Genomic DNA, 19,066 nt, shown 5'->3' with positions numbered 1-19,066 from the left:
CCTTTCTTAAAAGTTGCATAAAACAAATGAATGGAATATCGTCAAGATTAAGAGTGATGGTTTTTTTAGGACTATCACTCTTAACTTTTTTCTTTTTTAATGTAAATGCTGCATTTGCACATATTCCCCATGATGTTGTGATTGATACCAAAGTATCCCCCAATTATGCTCAGGATAAAACCGTTTATCATATAGTCGAAATTGGTCTTAATTCATGGGGTAATTTATTTAAGTCAGAAGATAGGGGGCGTAGCTGGAAAAGAATTGAAGAAGGATTAGATAATCAGTATAATTTATCTTCCTTGGCGATTTCTGCTCAGTCGCCTGAAAACTTATTTTTATCCTCTTTTGGCGATGGAGTTTATCGCTCTAAAAATAGTGGAGAAACATGGGACAAAGTTACTCAAGGTTTAGAAAACTTAAATATTAAAAAAGTTTTGGTTTCTCCAAATTCTTCTGATTTTGTTTTAGCTATCGGGAAAGAACAAGGACTATATCAAACCAAAAATGAGGGGAAAAGTTGGTCTTCAATCATTGGGAATAATCAAAAAATAACAGCGAGTGCTTATTTTCCTCATCTAGAAAATCAAATTCTTATAGGAGATAGTCAAGGTCAACTTTATCTGTCTAAAAATTTAGGAGAAAATTGGCAACCATTAGCTCACTTCAAAAATAGTGGAATGATTAGCGATATTAAGATTTCTCCTAATTTCACATCCGATCATACTTTTTTTATTGGAACGAAAAAAGAAGGAATATTTAAAACCATTGATGAAGGAAAAACTTTTACTTCAATCAATCAGGGTCTCACCAATCTTAATATTGCTGATCTGGCAATATCTCCTAATTATAAACAAGATAAAACTCTCATTGTTTCCGCTTGGGAAGATGGCTTATTTCAATCTAATGATGGCGGCACGAGTTGGCAAAAATTGAACCAAGGTCTAAAAAAAGTCGCGCAAGCTATGACTTGGCTAAGTCCTCACTTTCCAGTTATTTCTATGTCTCCTGATTTTAGCAAAGATGGTACTATTTTCGTAGCTGGATTTGATGGATTATTTAAATCAATAAATGGCGGTAAAAATTGGCAAGATACGAATATTGCACTAGATCGGTCGAAAAATATACATAAAATCGCCATATCTCCTAACTACAAAAATGATAAAACCTTGGCTGTATCGACTTTACATAACTCACCATATATTAGTCATAATCAAGGCAAAACTTGGCAAAGTATTGATCATGGAATACAGCTAGATCGTCTCCTTAAACAACATCTTCTCACTAATATTATATCCTTTGATTTTTCGCCAAATTATCGTTTTGATAAAACTCTCTTCGCCAGTAGTTGGGGATGCCTTTTAAAAACAACTGATGGAGGGAAGCACTGGAATAAATATTGGGTGCCAGAATCATTAAAAGCAGATTCTTATATGGCAATATCTCCCAATTTTAAAAATGATCAAACTATTTATTTAGTGACTCATCAAGGAAAAATTCTGCGCTCAACTGATGGTGGAGAAAACTTTACAGCGATTGGAGATCAAGGAGAAGAAGCGATTCAAGGAATTTCTATAGCGATATCTCCTAATTTTGCAGTCGATCAAACCCTCTATTTAGTAGGTTTTTCAGGAGGAATCAAGCAATCTGTTGATGGCGGAAAAAATTGGCATTCATTGCATAACAATTATGCTCTACGCAAAGCTATTATAAAACTAGCAATTTCCCCCAACTATAAAAATGATAAAACGATATTTGCTGGTACATCTCTCGGTCTTTTTATCTCTCGTGATCTTGGAGAAACTTGGGAGCAGCTAGATAATGAAGCTTATAAAAAAGATAGTAATGTCGAAAATATTATTATCTCACCCAATTATCAAAATGATCGAACTTTTTTGCTCAATCTGAAAGGACAAGGTTTGTTTAAAACGATGGATGATGGACAAACATTTAGCAGAATTAATAAAACCTTACATGGTTCAATTAAATTTTCTCGGTCTTATTCTGTTGATCAAACAATTTATGGAGCAACCGACAGGGAGTTAACTAAATCGACTGATGGTGGCTTGACATGGCAACCTCTTCAAATTGATTATAAAAACTATAATTGGTTGAGTATTCTGTATTTCATCATTACCAATGCCATTGAGCGTAAAATCGTTTTCACTCTGTTGATCGCACTTTTTAGTTATTTCCTTTGGAGATTGTTCAAGCTAACTAGAAAAATACGACTACCAAAATCATCACATAAAGTCGTTTTGCCTTAATGAATCAATGATGTAATTCACAATCTGTACCCTACAGTTATCAGTCATCAGTTACCAGTAATCAGTTATAGGGATGAAAGTTTTTTTAAGTGATTACTGATGACTATTTTTATAAATCACACACACTGCTACTTTTGTTATTATGCTTGATCAAAAAGATAAATTTAATCTGCTCCAATCATTCCTGCAAATCGCTCCACCCTATTTACCTGAGCCGCAAGATAGCGAAATTTTTTCACTTTTACAGCAACTTACCGAAGAGTTAATCAAAATTAACAGGAAAGAGGGATTACTACAGGAAGACCCGTTCGCCGAAGTCCGTAGCCGAACAATTCACCTGTACGAATCGAGCATTAAAGCCAAGCTGCAAAATAAAGTGGTGCTAGTTACAGGCGGAGAAGGCTGCGTTGGTAGTAATCTGGTACAAAAGCTAATTTCTTTAGGAGCGAGACGGGTTATCTCCGTAGATAAAGCTCGGTGTGCCAATATTTCTCATACTCAACTCATCGATGATGACAAGCTAGTTGCTCGGTATGCTGTCGATATTCGCAACGCTAAAGGGATGGAATGTATTTTCGAGTCTGAGAAGCCAGAGATTGTCTTTCATGTCGCCGCCCAACGGCTACCCGGCCTAGCTGAGATTCAAGTACGCGAAACGGTTACTACCAACATATTTGGTACCTACAACATAATTCGCCTGTGTGAAGAGTACGGTGTAAGCCAATGCGTTTTTTCTTCAACAGGCAAAGCCTCTCGATATTTCACAGCAGAAGTTTACGCAGCTACCAAAAAAATGGCAGAGTGGCTGTTTGCCCGTGCTACAGCCGAAGGAAAAGTAACCTACAGCTTGGTACGTTTTACCCATTTAATAGACAATAGCTACTTCTGCCAGCAGTATGATGACAGAATTAAAGAAAACCGGCTCGTTAATGTCCACGCACCCGATCGCTATATACTAGGTCAGAATATCTCTGAGGCTCTGCATTTATTGTTGAATGCTCTAGTTTTCGCCCAAGAGGATCGGCTCAAGATATTGGTGTGTAGAAATTTAGGATGGCCGATCGAAACTCTGGAGGTTGCTTTATATAAGATTTCTCAGTCGGGTAAGAAACTTCCCGTTTACTTTCAAGGGGTTGTACCTGGATATGAAGAAACCTTCTTCCGAGGGCAGGTAGACTGGAGTTGCCCTCACGAATTTCATCTTCTGCTCAACGTAATTGAAAGTCTAACAAAGGAAATCGATGAGTCTGGAGATTTAATGATTTGTTCCCTACCACCTTTTTCGTTAGATCTGCTGGCACAGCATCTATCAATTTTAGAGGATATGTGTTGGAACCGTTTAACAGAGGTTCAAATTAAGGAAGCTCTGACAACCGCAATTAAAGATATTACTCGCTCTATCTTTGCTCAAACTTCTCCTGAAGTTTTGCAGAAAATTATCTACTGGGGAACTGATCCTAAAGTCAAGTCCTCAAAAATTGCGCTCAATTCCCACCAAGATGTACTTCAGCTATTGTTTGAAGGTCTAAATCAAGCCCTGAAGCAAAAAAGGACTGATCAAAGACTAGCGGTGCCGAACGTGTACTATCAAAACTCAATAAAACAACTAGCCTCATGATTTAAACTCAAATTACCGATACTATTGCTATCGGCGATCGCTGTTCTAAATCATTCGTATTTAACGTCAGTTCGAGATAAGACGATCAAAATGCAGGATATTGGGAATACTCAGCACCCTCATCCTATGTTTAGTTTAAACGCCTTCTCAAAGCAATGTCGAAGAGTGATTAAGTGCTTATTGCCATTAGCCCAAGAAATCCTCTTTTTAGATAGAGTGGGCAAAACCCGACCTTTGCTTAATCCGAACTGACGTTATTTTCTACCATCAACCACGATTTTAAACAATTAGCATAAATTTCTTAAGTCTATGAAAGTTTGCTATTTTATCCAAAGCCACAAAAACCCCGAACAAGTTATTAGATTAGTGACAACAATCAAAAAAAGTAGCCCTGACTGTCACATTATTATTAGTCATGACTTTAGTAGTTCCTATCTTGAGCAAAATGTTTTAACCGATTTCACTAATATCTATATTATTAGAAGAAATAAACCCGCCAGACGCGGAGATTCTTCAATCTTAGATATTTGTCTCCAGACTATTGATTATATATTTGAGCATCAGATAGAGTTTGATTGGTTAATTAGTTTATCGGGTCAAGATTATCCAATTCAGCCAGTTTATAAATTTGAAGATTTTCTCAAAAAAACTCAAGATGATTGCTTTTTAAATTACTACGATGCAAGAGACTATAAAAATCCTATAAATAAAAGACAAGATTCGATTAAACGCTATACCAGTCAATATATTAGTCTGCCTTATTGGTGTAAACCATTCCTCAATCAACTCTCAAAAATAGAGAAATTTATTCCTTTTTTGCGGGTGCAAAGCTTTTTTAGTATGCTTGGTATCAAAGCTTGGTCTACTCCTTTTAATGATGATTTTATTGCTTATAGTGGTTATTATTGGTTTACTCTTTCTAAAGAGTGTGTCATCTATTTTAGAAATTTCATAAAAACTCATCCAAAATTATTGAAATACTATCAAAGAACACTAGCTCCTGAAGAGTCGATGATCGCTACCGTATTAGTTAATAGCGGAAAATTTAAGGTAGCAGATAATACACTACAATATGTAGATTTTCCAAAAAATTTACGAGGCTTTGCTGCAAATATCCAAGCAAAAGATTTATCTCGTCTTGTGCAGCAAAATTACTTTTTTGCCAGAAAGTTTGCACTAGAGCAAGATCCAGAAATTTTTGATTTAATCGACCAAAAAATCTTGACAGTTCCTACAAAATAAATCAGATATTTCAAACTAAAAACAAGTATAAATTTTAATGGGGTACCATAAACATGATTACTCAAAATACTTTTGCTGCTCAATGGTTTTCAACTTCTTTACTTTTGTTATCATTAACCTTACCGTTGCCCGCTTTTGCTCAACAAACCGTTAGTGCTGTTTCTCAACCTGTAGAGGAAGTCAAACGGGTTTTAGATCCTAGTGAATATACATTAGGTTCGGGCGATCGCCTTCGGATTGATATTTTTCAAGCTAAAGACTATAGTGGTGAATATTCGGTTGTCGCCGATGGAACCGTCACTTTACCACTCATTGGTAATACTAAAGTCAAAGGATTAACCATAGCACAAACGACGAATTTAATCTCCCGTAAATATGCTGAATATTTAAAAGTTCCTGTTGTTACCGTCATTCTCAGTAAGCCACGTCCTTTAAAAATTGCTATTTCTGGAGAGATCGATCGCCCTGGTTCTTACGAAGTTGCTCTAAAAGAAGATTTGCAGTATCCATCCGTCAGTGATCTCATGGAATTAGCGGGAGGCGTTACCACAACAGCCGATGTTCGTCAAGTCCAAATACGGCGAGTCATTAGCGGCAAAAACCAGGTATTAACGGCCAATTTATGGGATTTTATTCAACAAGGCAATCAAGAAGAAGATTTAACCCTACAAGATGGTGATAGTATTTATGTACCTACCGTTGACCAAATTGATGTGACGGAAACCCCAATGTTAGCGAGTGCTAATTTTGGGATACAACCTGTTGATTCTCTTAATGTGGCTGTTGTTGGTGAAGTTTATCGCCCTGGAACTCATAAAATAGAAGCGAGACGAGATACAGAAAACGCTCGCCCCGAATTACCCAGACTCAGTGAGGCAATTACCCAAGCAGGAGGAATTAAACCCCTCGCCGATATTCGCAATGTGGAAGTACGTCGTTTAACTCGAACGGGTACTCAGCAAGTGATTAGTGTTAATTTATGGGAACTTTTACAGTCTGGTGATACTAATAAAGATGTGGTTTTGCAGAAAGGGGATACTATCATTATTCCCAAAGCTGAAAAACTTGAGACATCCGAGGTTGGTACGCTCTCGGCGGCTAGTTTCGCGCCCAAAACCATTCGAGTAAATGTGATCGGTGAAGTTAAAAAACCAGGAGCGCTCGATGTTCCGCCAAATACTCCTCTTAATAATGCAATTTTAGCGGCGGGCGGCTTTGATATGGAACGAGCCGATCACCAAACAGTTGATTTAATTCGCCTCAATCCTGATGGTACGGTAATTAAACAAAAGATTCGGATCGATTTATCAAAAGATATCAGTGACGCAAATAATCCAGTTTTGCGAAATGAAGATGTGATTGTTGTTGAACGTTCTCGACAAACCGCCGCAAGTGATGGCTTACAAACTATCTTAAAACCGATCGGCTCCTTCTTTTCAATCTTCAGATTTTTTGGCTTCTAAGTATCAAGGCTTGATCGTTCAAGCCTTAATCTTGGGATTTAACAAGGGTGTAATGTAACGAGCGTTTGTTAATAAAATGAAAAAACAATATAGCTGTAACGTAGTGTGGATGAAAGATTTGACTAAAAGATCACCCGGAAGACCCCGAAGTATAAAATCTCATCAAGCAATGTTACAAGCGACTCTAGATCTTCTCTCGGAAGTGGGATTTGATGGGATCAGTATGGATGCGATCGCCGCCCGTGCTAAAGTCGGAAAAACAACTATTTACCGACGTTATACGAACAAAGAAGAATTAGTCGCTGATGCCATAGAAAACATTAAAGAAGAGATCATTATTCCTGATACTGGCTCTCTTAGGGGTGATCTTGAAGCATTTATTCAAAATGCTTTACAAATCACTATTAATCCTTTATGGCGACAGATTATTGCGATGATTATCAGTAATCGCTCTAGTCATCCTGAGTTTGCCCGAATCTATTGGACTAAATATCTCGAACCACGACGAGAAGCTTTTGCGATCGTCATCGAAAGAGCCAAAGCTAGAGACGAAATAGCAGAAAATTTAGATCCTTTTTTAGTCTTCGATGCGATGAGTGGAATTATGCTTTATCCGCTTATTGTTCCACCTTCATCGGATTCTTGGGAAACATATGTACGTCGTTCTTTGCAGGTTTTTATCGGCTTAAAACTTAATAATAATAATGTCTAGTTTTTGCACCAAAACCTCATCTATTTTACCCTTTTTTTAAAGTTTTGTCAAGAATATTTTTCAGTTTAAAAACTAACAATAAACTGGAAAGTATTAATTTTTGGTAGACTGAGATTTATCTCATGATTCAATAAAATTGGTTTTAGTTTTTATCTTCTTGACTGAACAGCCGCAAATCTAAATAATTGCGAAGGATAGCTTGATTAGGCTACAATAGCTCGTTAAAATCATGATCCTTACTTGATATGGCCAAACCAATTTTATCGATTATTATTCCGACACGAGAGGGTTTTTCTGAGCATTGGTTAAACAAATTACTACAAGTTAAGGGCGATGTTGAGATTATTTTAGTTCATCCGCCTGGATTCAATAAACCAAATATAGAAGATCCGCGATTTAGGCAAATTAATAGCCCCCTAAGAGGAGAAATTATTCAAAGAATTACTGGTCTTATCAATGTTTCTGGGACTTATCTTTTAAGTATAAATTGTGACGAATATATTACACCTGATATTGTGGATCTTGCTTTACAATATTTTGCGCGTTTTCCTGATTGTTGGATGATGCGATTAAGTCGAAAAGGATTTGAATACGATGATAAAATGAGTTTAGATGCTCCTTGGTCAAATCCTGTTCCTATTAATGAGTTAAAAATTTGTGGAAAATCTCAAGAAAATACAAAATTATATAGTACTAATGAATATTTATTAGAGGTTCCTATTGTTCCTTTAGATAATTCTTTTGATTTTAAGTCCATTTTAAGAGGCAGAATCGATCATCACGGCACACATTCAGAAAATTTTGATAAAAGAGTATGGCAAACTGAAATTGTACAAGAAACTCTCAAAGACATTTTACCATTACTGAATTTAGGTGGTCCATTAAAATATATTCCATTTTGGTCGTTAGATCGGCTTTTGGGGCTTTTTATCCAAGGGAAATTTTTTGAAAAAGATAAAATTATTGGATATCTTCTACCTTTCCCTGAACAAATTAGAATTGAAGACAATTCCCCAGATGCTAAAAGAGGTTTTCTTCGGCTATATGTCTTTGCTGAAATTTTGTTGCTGCGTCAGTTTCCTCAATATGGTTATCTTTGGAATTTAATTATCGATCAGGTTAGAGATTTTCCTTTAATTGCTTTTAAAGTTCTTCAAGACAAGGGAAATCAATTACACTCTAAAAAGCTTAGTCAGCAAAAATTTTCATCATAAATAAAAGACGATCGCACTGCTCTAAGTTTGATTTGTCAATTTAACTGGGGCGCTAGGATTCGAACCTAGGGATGGCGAGACCAAAACCCGCTGCCTTACCGCTTGGCGACGCCCCAACGTTCACGCCTCATCTATAATAGCAGTTATTACCCAATAGTTGTCAAGTCTTTTTTCATTGAATATTTCAAACGCAACAAACTACAAAACATGGTTGGGCATTGATCCAGGTTTAGCAATTCTCGGATGGGCTATTTTACAAGATCTTGGGTCAAACTCACCTTGTTTAGTTGATTATGGCACAATCGAAACCCCAAAGGATTTATCAACCGCTAGAAGGTTAGTGGAGATTGAAAAGGATTTAATTTGTCTGGTACGTGAGTTTCAACCCGATGGTATTGCAGTAGAAATGCCGTTTTTTAGCCGAGAGATTAAGGCAGCAGGTGGGGTGATACAAGCATTGGGGATCGTGAGTTTAGTAAGTTACCGCGAAATCAATATAGAACCCATTTTTTTACATCAATCTAGCTGGAAGTGTCATTTGGGGAATGGACGAGCTAATAAACAGGAAGTAGGGGAAATGGTGAAGCGTCTTTTTGATTTAGAAAAACTTCCAATTAATGATAGTGTGGATGCGATCGCTATTGCTTATGCGGGTTTATCTGGGGTGAGAAACGAAATTCACTAAAAAAGGTGGACGCTTTAAGCCCACCTCTAATTCAATTAAACCTTACCATTTCTAGCCGCGTTGCTGAAAAACAGGTTTTTTGCTACCAGAGAAACGATTAGGTTTGTTATTCCCAAACTTACCCCCACCCCCTTTATTAATGACAGGTTTGGGGTTAGCAGATGAGGGTACATCCCAATCACTTTGCATCCATGCCGGGCTATTTTGATCGTAGATCATTTGTAAGGCTGCCGCAGCAATGGCTAAAGGATCATATTCTTCACTCAAATCTCGCACCAAAGGCAAGAAAGAGGCCATCCGTTCCCCTGCAAGGGTTTCTTTGATTTGAGTTTGCAGTTTATCTAAGCGTTTTGCTTCAACTTCAGAACGACTCGGAATTTGAGTGACATCTAAACGTTGTTTCAGACGATACTCAATTTGTTTGAGCATTCGACGATCTATCGGTTCAACCAAAGAAATTGCTATCCCAGTTTTACCAGCACGTCCAGTTCGTCCGATTCGGTGAATGTAGGTTTCGGTGTTGTCGGGTAAGTCGTAGTTAATGACATGGGTCATGTGTTCTACATCTAGACCCCGCGCTGCAATATCAGTAGCTACAGCAAGCTTAATTTTTCCATCCCGAAAACGCTGTACTAAACGTTCTCTTTGAGATTGGGTCAAGTTGCCGTGATATTCATCGACGCTGTGACCCGATTCTTGCAGTTTGCTGGTTAGTTCGGCTGCGGTTTGCTTAGTCCGAACAAAGATCAGCGCGGATTCTGGGTTTTCGATTTCTAAAATCGGTTGCAAAGCTTTTAGCTTTGACCATCCGCGAGGAACAAGGTAAAGACGTTGCTCGATTTTTGAGGGTGCAACTTGAGGCGGCGTGATGGTAACAGTTACGGGAGATTTGAGGAAGTTATTGATCAAATCCCGAACTTCTCGCGGCATTGTAGCCGAGAAACAAGTCGTTTGTCGCTGTTCGGGGGTTTGTTGCATGATTTTTTTCACGTCGTCGATAAAGCCCATGCTCAACATTTCATCGGCTTCATCAAGAACTACCCAACGAAGTTGATCGAGTTTTAATTTTTTCCGTTCTAGTAAGTCAATAATCCGCCCTGGTGTCCCGACTACAATCTGTACGCCTTTTTCTAGGCTACGGATTTGGCGTTCCATCGATTGACCACCACATACGGTTAAAATGTAAAGTCTTCTTTCATTGGAAAAATCTTTAATCGCTGTGGCTACTTGTTGAGCTAGTTCACGAGTTGGGGTTAAAATCAAAGCCTGAACAGATGTGTTTCTTGTGTCGATTCCATCTAAGATGGGTAGGGAATAAGCGGCTGTTTTGCCAGTTCCTGTCTGTGATTGACCAACAATATCGTGTCCAGCTAGGACTAGAGGAATTGATTTAGATTGAATTTCCGTCGGGTTAACAAATCCGATTTCTTCTAAAATTGAAATGCGGTTTTCTGATAATCCTAATTCAGCAAAAGTTGTCGTCATAAGTATGATTTGATTTTGAGGTTTGCGTAATGGGTTTTCTGGATTTTTTTAAGAGAAAAAACGACCGTTTTTTAAAAGAGTATAGTATTGTCTTTATTAACGGTTGAACATCAAAAAAATGGGATGTTATTTTAATTCAATATTTTAGAGAATTTCTCCGTATAAATCATAAACATCTGCATCAGTAATTTTGACTGGAATAATTGAACCCAGATAAGCCTCCCCAGTCACGTAAACCAATCCATCTACATCAGGCGCGAAACGTCCTGAACGACCAACTAATTCACCGGTTCGGGGATTTTCTTGCTCAATTAATACATCAACAACTTGACCAATACAAGCTCTATTTTTCTTTAGAGAAATCGGTTGTTGAACCTGCATTAAAATGTCTCGTCGTTCTTCTCTTATGTCCTGGGGAATTTGATTTGGCATCGTGTAAGCCTTTGTTTCCTCTTCTGGCGAAAAGGTGAACACTCCAACATGATCAAATTCATGGCGCTGGACAAATTCAACCAAGTGGTTAAAATGTTCGTCAGTTTCCCCAGGAAAACCGACAATAAAAGTTGTCCGTAGTACCGCGTCTGGAATGGCTTCTTTAATTCGTTCGATGATGCCATCGTTTACCCGTCCTTGCCAAGGGCGATTCATTGCCTTTAAAATGTCAGGATGGGAATGCTGTAAGGGCAGATCTAGATAAGGTAACACATTTGGCGTTTCTTGCATCGCTGAAATAACGCTTGGAGTTAACCCCGTTGGATAGGCATAATGTATCCTTATCCAAGGAATATCAACCTTACCTAATGCTCTCAATAATTCTGTGAGTTTGGGTTCTCCATAAATGTCTAGACCATAATTGGTGGTAATCTGAGAAATTAAGATCAGTTCTTGTACACCCTGTTCTGCGAGTTGTTCGGCTTCGGCGACAATTGATTCGATAGTACGCGATCGCTGATTTCCTCTAAGATGAGGAATAATACAAAACGCACAACGATAATCACATCCTTCGGCCACTCTTAGATATGCGACTCCCTCAGTTGTAGTGCGATAGCGAGGAGTATGTTCATCTGCGATGTAAGTGGGTTCTGTAGAGATTTCTTGAACTTTTTCTCCGGTTTCAACCCGTTCTACAATATCGACAATTTTATGATAATCCCCGGTTCCTACTATAGCTACGGCTTCTGGTAACTCCTGTAAGAGTTGCTCTTGGAAATGCTGCGCCATGCAGCCAGCAATAATGATCTTTTTATCGGCCTCGGCTAATTCAACTAAAGTTTTTACGGACTCTTCTCTCGCAGCTTGAATAAAACTACATGTATTTACTATAACATAATCTGCTAAGTCTTCGTTAGCATCTACTGAGTAGCCCGCTTCGGCGAGCAACCCTAACATATGTTCAGAATCGATGCGGTTTTTTTCACAACCTAAGTGAGAAATTGCAATGCTTGGCTTGTTGCCCATGCTTTAAGAAAAATTCGTAACCATTTCTATATGTTAAGACATTTTAACATATTTTGGCGAACATAAAATTTATTGGAAGAAATTCTCCAGTAAAGTACTGTTTTTGTGCTAACCTCAAAAAGGACAATTATGCACCGCCCCATCGTGTTCGGTCTATAAGGGTAAATCTTCTTCTATTTTCTTTCTCATCGGCATTGAGACTTTTTCTAACTCAGGTAAAGCGACTAACTCGCGTTGTTTTTCTCGAACCGTATTCGGCATCAACATCGGTAAAGCTTCGGGTTGTTCTATCCAACAACTAGCCACAGGTAAAGTATGTTCTAAGTCTTCGAGGAGTCTTGGAATAATCATGACTGCGTGTAATTCGCCGATGCGTTCTGCTTCTGCCATTCCTGCTTCGATCGCTACAGCCACATTAGCCACCGATCCCCGTATAATAGCAGTACACAAGCCATCACCAATGGTTTCATAAGAAGCGAGTTGTACATCTGCTGATTTCATCATCGCATCAGCCGCCCCCACCATTGCGGGAAAACCTCTCGTTTCCAGTAACCCAATGGATGTATTACTCAGACGACTGTATCCCTTCTGACTTTGAGCAATTTCGGCAAGACGACTACCAATAGGGAACACCGCTTCTAAATTGGGCATCGGACGAGCAATTACCAGTTTAGAAACTAATTGGCCAAATTGCTCGGCGGTTCTTGCACCTTCTTCTACCGCCAAACGAACATCAGCAATATTTCCCCGGACAATTGCTGTACAGTGACCCCCGCCAATTTTCTCATATCCGACTAAAGTCACTTCAGCCGACTTTAGCATCATATCAGCCGTTCCTACAATGGCTGGAAAACTTGTCGTTGAAACCAAACCCAATGCGCTATCTTGCGCTAGTTTCTTTGATTTACTCGGCCTCCTAGATGGGGGGTTAGAGGTTGAAATGGGTTTGCGTCTATCTAATTGTGACATTGATGGTTAGCCTGCCCGACTCGTCGTATAGTTTTGTTGTCAGCTATTCTGTTACTATCTAGTTTAGCCTGTGAATATTAATCGAGCCTTAAGATTTTTAACTACACGCATAATTTATAGTAATCATCGTATGACCGAAAATCCACTCAACACGTCCTTAACGTTATCTGATGAAGAAGTAACCGAACTTATACGCTCTCTTTTACATAAAGAGGGATCTTGGGTCGACTGGGGTAAAAAGTGTCAAAAACTGCAAAAAGCGGGTTATCTGGCTCAAGATATTTTTGAACAAACTGGGTTTCAAACGAGTCAGCAAAATTTAATTATTGTGGCGGCTCAAGTTTACGACAGTTTACTACAAGCTAATGTGTCAGAAGATATTTTAGCTTATTGTCGCGGTCCTCGTAGTGATGTATTATACGAGTTTCGTATTCTTAATCAAGATCAACGTGCGGCGGCTGTGGAATTAGCTTATCACAAAAGATTAGAAGCCGATGAAGCAAAAGATGCAGCCAAAGCGATACAAGAATTTTTTCGTCTGTCACAAGTTCCAGCAGATTTTACTAAAGTAGCGGGTGATGCGGTTGCTTATCAATGTTGGAAACGCGCTAGACAAATTAAAGATTTACAAGATCGATCGCGTTTGATTGCTAAAGGGTTAAGATTTGCTCAGTCAGCTACTTCTCGTCAAGCTATAGAGCGGCTATTAAGTGATTTTACCATTACGTCGAGTCGGAGTGCGCCCTTATTACCGCTACATCGTCTCGAAGAAGAAGAAGAATTATCTAGAGTTGTGGGTGTTGTTGGAAAATATCCAATCACGAAACAAGAGTTAGAATCAGTAGATAAGATCATCGCTGAAGAACCTTTTGGGATCATTACCTATTCGGGTTCGGGTCGAATGGTGGCTTTACCAGGATGGCAAGCGGTTTTAAAAGCGATCGATCCAGTTGTTATTGTCTGCAATAGTGAACAATTACCGATTAATGTATTGGGGAAAACCGAAGAAGTTTTAGTTATTGTCGAACGAGTCATTAAACAATGGGATGTCAATAGTTATTTTTTAGTCGAACAAGAAAACAAACTAATCTTTCAATGGTTTGAAGAAGAACCGACTATCCCTTTACTCGGACAAGTTATTTTAGTCTTACGTCCCAAAAGAATTCTTGATGAAAATAATCTCATTGAACCTTGGCAAATGGATGACTAAATTAATCTATAAAAACAATTAAAATATTTGACTCGATCTGCACTAGCTTTAATCAATAAGTAATGTTACATTGAGTCCATATTTATTTATCTTCTGGCCATGCACTTACAAAAGTTAGATGCAATTAGAGGACTAGCTGCTTGTTATGTTGTTGTTTATCACATTATTACACCGATTCAAGCTGTCCCACCTCTAATTAAAGATGTCTTTTTTTCCTTTGGACAAGAAGCCGTTATTCTTTTTTTCTTACTCAGTGGCTTTGTTATTGCTTATTCGGTTTATAAAAAACAAAATATTACTTTTAAGGATTATTTTATTAAACGGTTTAGACGAATTTATTTTCCGTTTATAATTTCTATAATACTTTCTATTCTTATTTTTGCTGTTCAGAATAATTTGTCTAAAGAGTTTAAATTAAATGAATTTTTAGGCAATCTTTTCATGTTACAAGATTTTGGCTCAGTCAAGCCAGGGACTTGGTTTCATCCTTTCTTAAAAAACTATCCTCTTTGGAGTTTGTCTTATGAATGGTGGTTTTATATGTTATTTTTCCCTTGCTATAAATTATTACCTAAACAGCCAGTTAGAATCTATTTTATTTTAGGATTGTCTGCTCTTGCTCTCATCAATTATATGATTATTCCTAACCAAGTTGCTTTATGGTTATCCTATTTTATCATTTGGTGGTCGGGAGTAGAAGCCGCTTCAATCTGGATGAGTCAGAAAAAATATACTTGGAAAAATATGACACCTATTATTTTTTCTCTCTTCTTCATGACTGCTTTAATTACAATTCCAGTTCTGAATACTGAAAAATTACAGTTTGGTTATTATCCTTTTGTCTGCTTACGACATTTTGCGACTGCTACCATTGCAGTATCAATAGGTTTACTGTGGTATAAAAATAAATTAAAATATTTCGATAATTTATTTGGTGTTTTCACCCTAATTGCACCGATTTCTTATGGTATATACATTTTTCATTATCCAATTTTAGAGCAACTCAACTTACAGCCTATTATTCCTAATATTTTTATTAATTATATTATTAAGTTACTCTTAATTCTCGGTTTATCTTATTGGGTTGAAATCAAATTACAGCCTTTAGTTAATAAATGGATTAAATAATTATAGAAGTAGCTCCAAATTAATCAACAAATTTCCGACGAGTTTAAGAGTAGCTTGACGACCTTTTTCAGGTAAATAAGATAAATGAATATCAATATATTGATGAGGTTTATCGGGTAGACGTTGCGCCCATTCAATCGCAGTAATGCCTAAAGGGACATCAATTCCTTCCCAATAGGATTCTAGATATAATTGATTGACTTCTGTGGTTTCTAAACGGTATAAATCCAGATGATAAAGCGGTAAACGTCCTTCTAAATATTCAGAAACAAGAGTAAAAGTAGGACTAACGATCGCATCTTTTATTCCTAATCCTAAACCCAATCCTTGAACAAAAGTTGTTTTGCCTGCCCCCAACTCGCCCGTTAATAAAATCACACTTCCTGCGGGCAGTAATTCTCCTAATTTTAGTCCTAAATTCTGTGTTGAATCGGCATCAGATAGAATAAAATTAATCATATTAATTGTCACTATACCATCGGAGAAAAACTCTAGCTAAACGTTGTGGATCATGACGAACATAACCAGTTTCCTCATTTTCATCCATAACATTCGCCAAAACCAAAAGACAACCTAAACGGGAAATTTCCTCTCGATCTAAATATACAGGGTGACAGTTTTCTGCTGCATAACGTTTTAAAGCAAATGGAGAAGGTGGTAATTTTTGGGCTAAAACAGCATCAAAAACTCTTTTTTCACAAACGCGATCAATTGCCCGAAGATGATCGCTAACCGTATAATTATCCGTCTCGCCAACTTCAGTCATAATATTACAAATATAGATACGAGGAACATTTACTTTAGCAAGTGCTTCTCGGATTCCTGGAACGAGTAAATTAGGAATCACGCTAGTATATAAACTTCCAGGTCCAATAATAATACAGTCTGCGTCTTCAATAGCACGAATCGCAGCAGGTAAGGCGGGGGGATCGGGTGGATCGCAACCAATGAGACTAATTTTCCCGTTTGCCTCCGTAATTTTCGACTCACCCTTAATCAGTCGTCCATCAGTTAATTGAGCCCACAGACGAACATCACTAAGGGTTGCTGGTAAGACTTTTCCTCTGACTGCGAGAACTTTGGAACTAGCAGCGATCGCCCTTTCGAGATCGCCCGTTACTTCCGTCATCACCGTTAAGAATAAATTACCAAAACTATGACCACTTAAGCCATCACCTGCTTTAAACCGATATTGAAACAATTCTGTTAATAGCTTTTCCTCATCAGCTAAAGCAGCTAGACAGTTACGGATATCACCTGGAGGTAAAACGCCAATTTCGCGCCGCAGTCGTCCTGATGACCCACCATCATCGGCTACTGTGACAATTGCGGTAATATTGGCACTATATTGCTTTAGACCTCTAAGGAGCGTTGATAGACCCGTTCCACCCCCAATAGCGACGATTTTCGGACCCCGGTTGAGACGACGATGGGTTAGCAAGACATCGACTAATTCCTGATCACTATCGGGTTGTAATGCTTCGGTGATTGAATTGACAGTACGACTTTGACCCCACAATAACAAAAATAAACCGATAATAATGGCAAGTGGGCCCGATACATAACTAGGAATCAGACGTGTAATCAGTTCTAGCAGTTGAGAGACGAATCCAATTAAACGATTGATTGGCGTTAACTTAACCCAAATCGCCAAACCCAATAACAAAAGCGATGCACCTGTTAAACTAATCAATAACCAGCGTTTGATAAACAATCCTGGAGATAACCATTTAAACCACCGATTAACTTGTTTGGGGGTTTTTGGGCTGATTAGGGTTAATTTACGCCGTTCCATATTGAGTTTGCGTAAAACGTGTTTGATTGGACGACTTGACATAAGAACAAACTCACATCAAAAAACAGCCGTAAGAAGAGAAGAGAGCGAATCAATAGCAAAACATGAAGTTTTTCCTGATTAGACCGATTAATTTCGGTAAAAGTTGCCTCAACCAACACCAAGCTTGTAGTCTACGCTTGGGATTTTCTGTTCATTGATGACCGACTGAATTAATAGCGAACCTGCATATAAGCGGCCTCCGAAATTGTGGGAATTTCCGCGTATTTTCCTATAATAGACTGAATAATCGAATAGACGCAAGCGGCTAAAGTCCCTAAAAAGATTACATTAAATAATGTTTCAGTTAGTAAACCACCTCCTGTTCCTTGCATTAGTAGAGAAAAGACTAAGCCAGCTAAAAAGACTAAGATGTCAATTAAAATAGCCTGCATCGTATTAAAGCGAATAAAATGGCTAATTTTTGGGTTTCTCACAACTGCCAGGAACAACACAAAAAATAGAATTAAATTACCAAATGGAATACTTCTAACCACAGCCATTGGCAGTAGAGGAATCGCAAGATAAGCTAGAATCGGAAATTGTGCAATTAAAAATGTTCCAAAGTTAAAAGCAGAGGCCAAAGGCATAATATAAACCAAAGCCCCAAAAATACGGTCTTTTACGTCGGTTGAACCTCGCCAAGTCATTTTTGTGTCTCCTGTTGAATTCGTGATTTAAGGTTTAGTTTAGCAAGTTTTTTCATTATAAAAGACCCATAAGTATATTGTGCCTATGGGTCAAGCAACGATGTACTAAATAAAGAGTTCGTGTAACAGTTTGTTAAAAAGTAACCAAACTATTTTTGAGGCGACTTTCATCCGAAAAATTTTAATCGGTTTTGAGGACCCAGTTGATAACTTTTCAATAGCTTAAAGACTTCAAGCCATTTTCAGGGGTTTTCCTAGTAATACAAAAGTTTTTATATTGGGTCATTAATGAGGGTTTTGTCTTTCTAATCTTTTACTTTTACCCAGTATTTAGTTATTCAAACAAAGAAAAAATCATCTCACCCTGTACAACCAGTTGATCATCAACGTATCCTGAGCCTTGCATTTTGGCAATACGATTCATTTTAAACGAATTGAGTTCGACCGTCATCACTAATTGATCACCAGGAATCACACGACGACGAAAACGCACTTTATCAATTCCTGCAAAAGCAAAAAACTTACCTTTCATCCCTGGTAATAATACTAAAACGATTCCCCCGACTTGTGCCATCGCCTCAACGATTAAAACACCAGGCATTAAGGGCATATTAGGAATATGACCTTGAAAAAAAGGTTCATTCATCGTTACATTTTTAATGCCTACAGCTTTTTGACCTGGAACATAATCGATAATGCGATCGACTAAAGCAAAAGGATAGCGGTGAGGCAGTAATTCCTGTATCTCTTGGATGGTAAAGGTCGTTTGTATCGGTTGTTCTTGTTCTTGGATGATTTTGTTATCAACGATCGTAGACATGGGGATTATTTCTTGAGATACTTTGAAAGAGCAAGCCAGCAAAAAAGTAATGGTCATCTAATTTCTGGCTAGATTTATCAGTTTAAAATGATTCGGCCCATTTGAAAACTGTTCTGTCTTAAGTGAGCATAATGGTTCATCCATAAGGAATCATGAAATGATTGTGAAACCTTTTTTGGAAATCTTATTCTTTATTGGACAGAGGAGTACTACTACAAAAGTGAATATTTACAAAAGGAAAGAACAAGCTTTGTGCAACCCCAGACACACTTTAAACCTATTGATGTTCTCTTGCAATTTCGGATAATCGT

The 19,066-nt window shown here is 37.9% G+C and carries 16 protein-coding genes and 1 tRNA gene; 9 read left to right on the top strand and 8 right to left on the bottom strand.

Annotation, left to right across the window (positions count from 1 at the left end; genetic code table 11):
• Nucleotides 1–26 precede the first annotated feature (26 nt).
• From C7H19_RS03885 to C7H19_RS03860, 6 genes are all read left to right on the top strand, one after another.
• A complete protein-coding gene (locus C7H19_RS03885) occupies nucleotides 27–2,267 on the top strand; it encodes a VPS10 domain-containing protein (RefSeq protein ID WP_106455578.1) in 2,241 nt (746 codons plus the stop codon).
• A gap of 376 nt (nucleotides 2,268–2,643) precedes the next feature.
• Nucleotides 2,644–3,885, top strand: coding sequence for a polysaccharide biosynthesis protein (locus C7H19_RS03880; RefSeq protein ID WP_219907575.1), 1,242 nt, complete (start codon nucleotides 2,644–2,646; stop codon nucleotides 3,883–3,885).
• 309 nt (nucleotides 3,886–4,194) lie between these two features.
• Nucleotides 4,195–5,127 carry a beta-1,6-N-acetylglucosaminyltransferase gene (locus tag C7H19_RS03875; RefSeq protein ID WP_106455576.1) on the top strand — a complete coding sequence of 311 codons (933 nt, stop codon included), beginning with the start codon at nucleotides 4,195–4,197 and terminating at the stop codon, nucleotides 5,125–5,127.
• Between the two features lie 53 nt (nucleotides 5,128–5,180).
• Nucleotides 5,181–6,590, top strand: coding sequence for an SLBB domain-containing protein (locus C7H19_RS03870; protein ID WP_106455575.1), 1,410 nt, complete (start codon nucleotides 5,181–5,183; stop codon nucleotides 6,588–6,590).
• Nucleotides 6,591–6,666: 76 nt separating this feature from the next.
• Nucleotides 6,667–7,302, top strand: a complete 636-nt coding sequence (locus C7H19_RS03865; protein WP_245927282.1) for a TetR/AcrR family transcriptional regulator — start codon at nucleotides 6,667–6,669, stop codon at nucleotides 7,300–7,302.
• Between the two features lie 245 nt (nucleotides 7,303–7,547).
• Nucleotides 7,548–8,516 (top strand): transposase, encoded by a 969-nt coding sequence (locus C7H19_RS03860; RefSeq protein ID WP_106455573.1) that lies wholly within the window; start codon nucleotides 7,548–7,550, stop codon nucleotides 8,514–8,516.
• 44 nt (nucleotides 8,517–8,560) lie between these two features.
• Here the strand turns inward: C7H19_RS03860 and C7H19_RS03855 are convergent.
• Nucleotides 8,561–8,632: transfer RNA gene (locus C7H19_RS03855), tRNA-Gln, on the bottom strand.
• Nucleotides 8,633–8,691: 59 nt separating this feature from the next.
• Between C7H19_RS03855 and C7H19_RS03850 the strand changes: the two genes are divergently transcribed.
• Nucleotides 8,692–9,201 carry a crossover junction endodeoxyribonuclease RuvC gene (locus C7H19_RS03850; RefSeq protein WP_245927279.1) on the top strand — a complete coding sequence of 170 codons (510 nt, stop codon included), beginning with the start codon at nucleotides 8,692–8,694 and terminating at the stop codon, nucleotides 9,199–9,201.
• Between the two features lie 51 nt (nucleotides 9,202–9,252).
• On the opposite strand, the gene C7H19_RS03845 is transcribed toward C7H19_RS03850, so the two are convergent.
• From C7H19_RS03845 to ccmO, 3 genes are all read right to left on the bottom strand, one after another.
• The gene (locus tag C7H19_RS03845) at nucleotides 9,253–10,686 is read right to left on the bottom strand and encodes a DEAD/DEAH box helicase (RefSeq protein WP_106455572.1); all 1,434 of its coding nucleotides are present in this window, start codon (nucleotides 10,684–10,686) and stop codon (nucleotides 9,253–9,255) included.
• A gap of 144 nt (nucleotides 10,687–10,830) precedes the next feature.
• Nucleotides 10,831–12,144, bottom strand: a complete 1,314-nt coding sequence (gene rimO, locus C7H19_RS03840) for a 30S ribosomal protein S12 methylthiotransferase RimO (RefSeq protein ID WP_106455571.1) — start codon at nucleotides 12,142–12,144, stop codon at nucleotides 10,831–10,833.
• A gap of 153 nt (nucleotides 12,145–12,297) precedes the next feature.
• On the bottom strand, nucleotides 12,298–13,113 hold the full coding sequence (gene ccmO, locus C7H19_RS03835; RefSeq protein ID WP_106455570.1) for a beta-carboxysome assembly protein CcmO: 816 nt from the start codon (nucleotides 13,111–13,113) through the stop codon (nucleotides 12,298–12,300).
• A gap of 130 nt (nucleotides 13,114–13,243) precedes the next feature.
• Here ccmO and C7H19_RS03830 point away from each other — a divergent pair, with 130 nt between their 5' ends.
• Together C7H19_RS03830 and C7H19_RS03825 are read left to right on the top strand one after the other, a co-directional pair.
• Nucleotides 13,244–14,323, top strand: a complete 1,080-nt coding sequence (locus C7H19_RS03830) for a RuBisCO accumulation factor 1 (protein WP_106455569.1) — start codon at nucleotides 13,244–13,246, stop codon at nucleotides 14,321–14,323.
• A 99-nt stretch (nucleotides 14,324–14,422) separates the two neighbouring features.
• Complete coding sequence (locus C7H19_RS03825; protein WP_106455568.1) at nucleotides 14,423–15,451, top strand: acyltransferase family protein; 1,029 nt, start codon at nucleotides 14,423–14,425, stop codon at nucleotides 15,449–15,451.
• Here C7H19_RS03825 and tsaE read toward each other — a convergent pair whose 3' ends face one another.
• From tsaE to fabZ, 4 genes are all read right to left on the bottom strand, one after another.
• Nucleotides 15,452–15,910: a tRNA (adenosine(37)-N6)-threonylcarbamoyltransferase complex ATPase subunit type 1 TsaE gene (gene tsaE, locus C7H19_RS03820; protein WP_106455567.1), complete on the bottom strand. Its 459-nt coding sequence runs from the start codon at nucleotides 15,908–15,910 to the stop codon at nucleotides 15,452–15,454.
• A gap of 1 nt (nucleotide 15,911) precedes the next feature.
• Nucleotides 15,912–17,288: a gluconeogenesis factor YvcK family protein gene (locus tag C7H19_RS03815; protein ID WP_106455566.1), complete on the bottom strand. Its 1,377-nt coding sequence runs from the start codon at nucleotides 17,286–17,288 to the stop codon at nucleotides 15,912–15,914.
• Between the two features lie 170 nt (nucleotides 17,289–17,458).
• Complete coding sequence (locus C7H19_RS03810) at nucleotides 17,459–17,935, bottom strand: Tic20 family protein (protein ID WP_106455565.1); 477 nt, start codon at nucleotides 17,933–17,935, stop codon at nucleotides 17,459–17,461.
• Between the two features lie 334 nt (nucleotides 17,936–18,269).
• Nucleotides 18,270–18,755 (bottom strand): 3-hydroxyacyl-ACP dehydratase FabZ, encoded by a 486-nt coding sequence (fabZ, locus tag C7H19_RS03805; protein WP_106455564.1) that lies wholly within the window; start codon nucleotides 18,753–18,755, stop codon nucleotides 18,270–18,272.
• Nucleotides 18,756–19,066: the final 311 nt, after the last annotated feature.

The sequence above is a fragment of the Aphanothece hegewaldii CCALA 016 genome (genome assembly GCF_003007785.1).
GTDB classification, from domain to species: domain Bacteria; phylum Cyanobacteriota; class Cyanobacteriia; order Cyanobacteriales; family Microcystaceae; genus Chroococcus; species Chroococcus hegewaldii.
The sequence above is the reverse complement of the archived record's forward strand: the minus strand, read 5'-3'. Positions and strand labels throughout refer to the sequence as shown.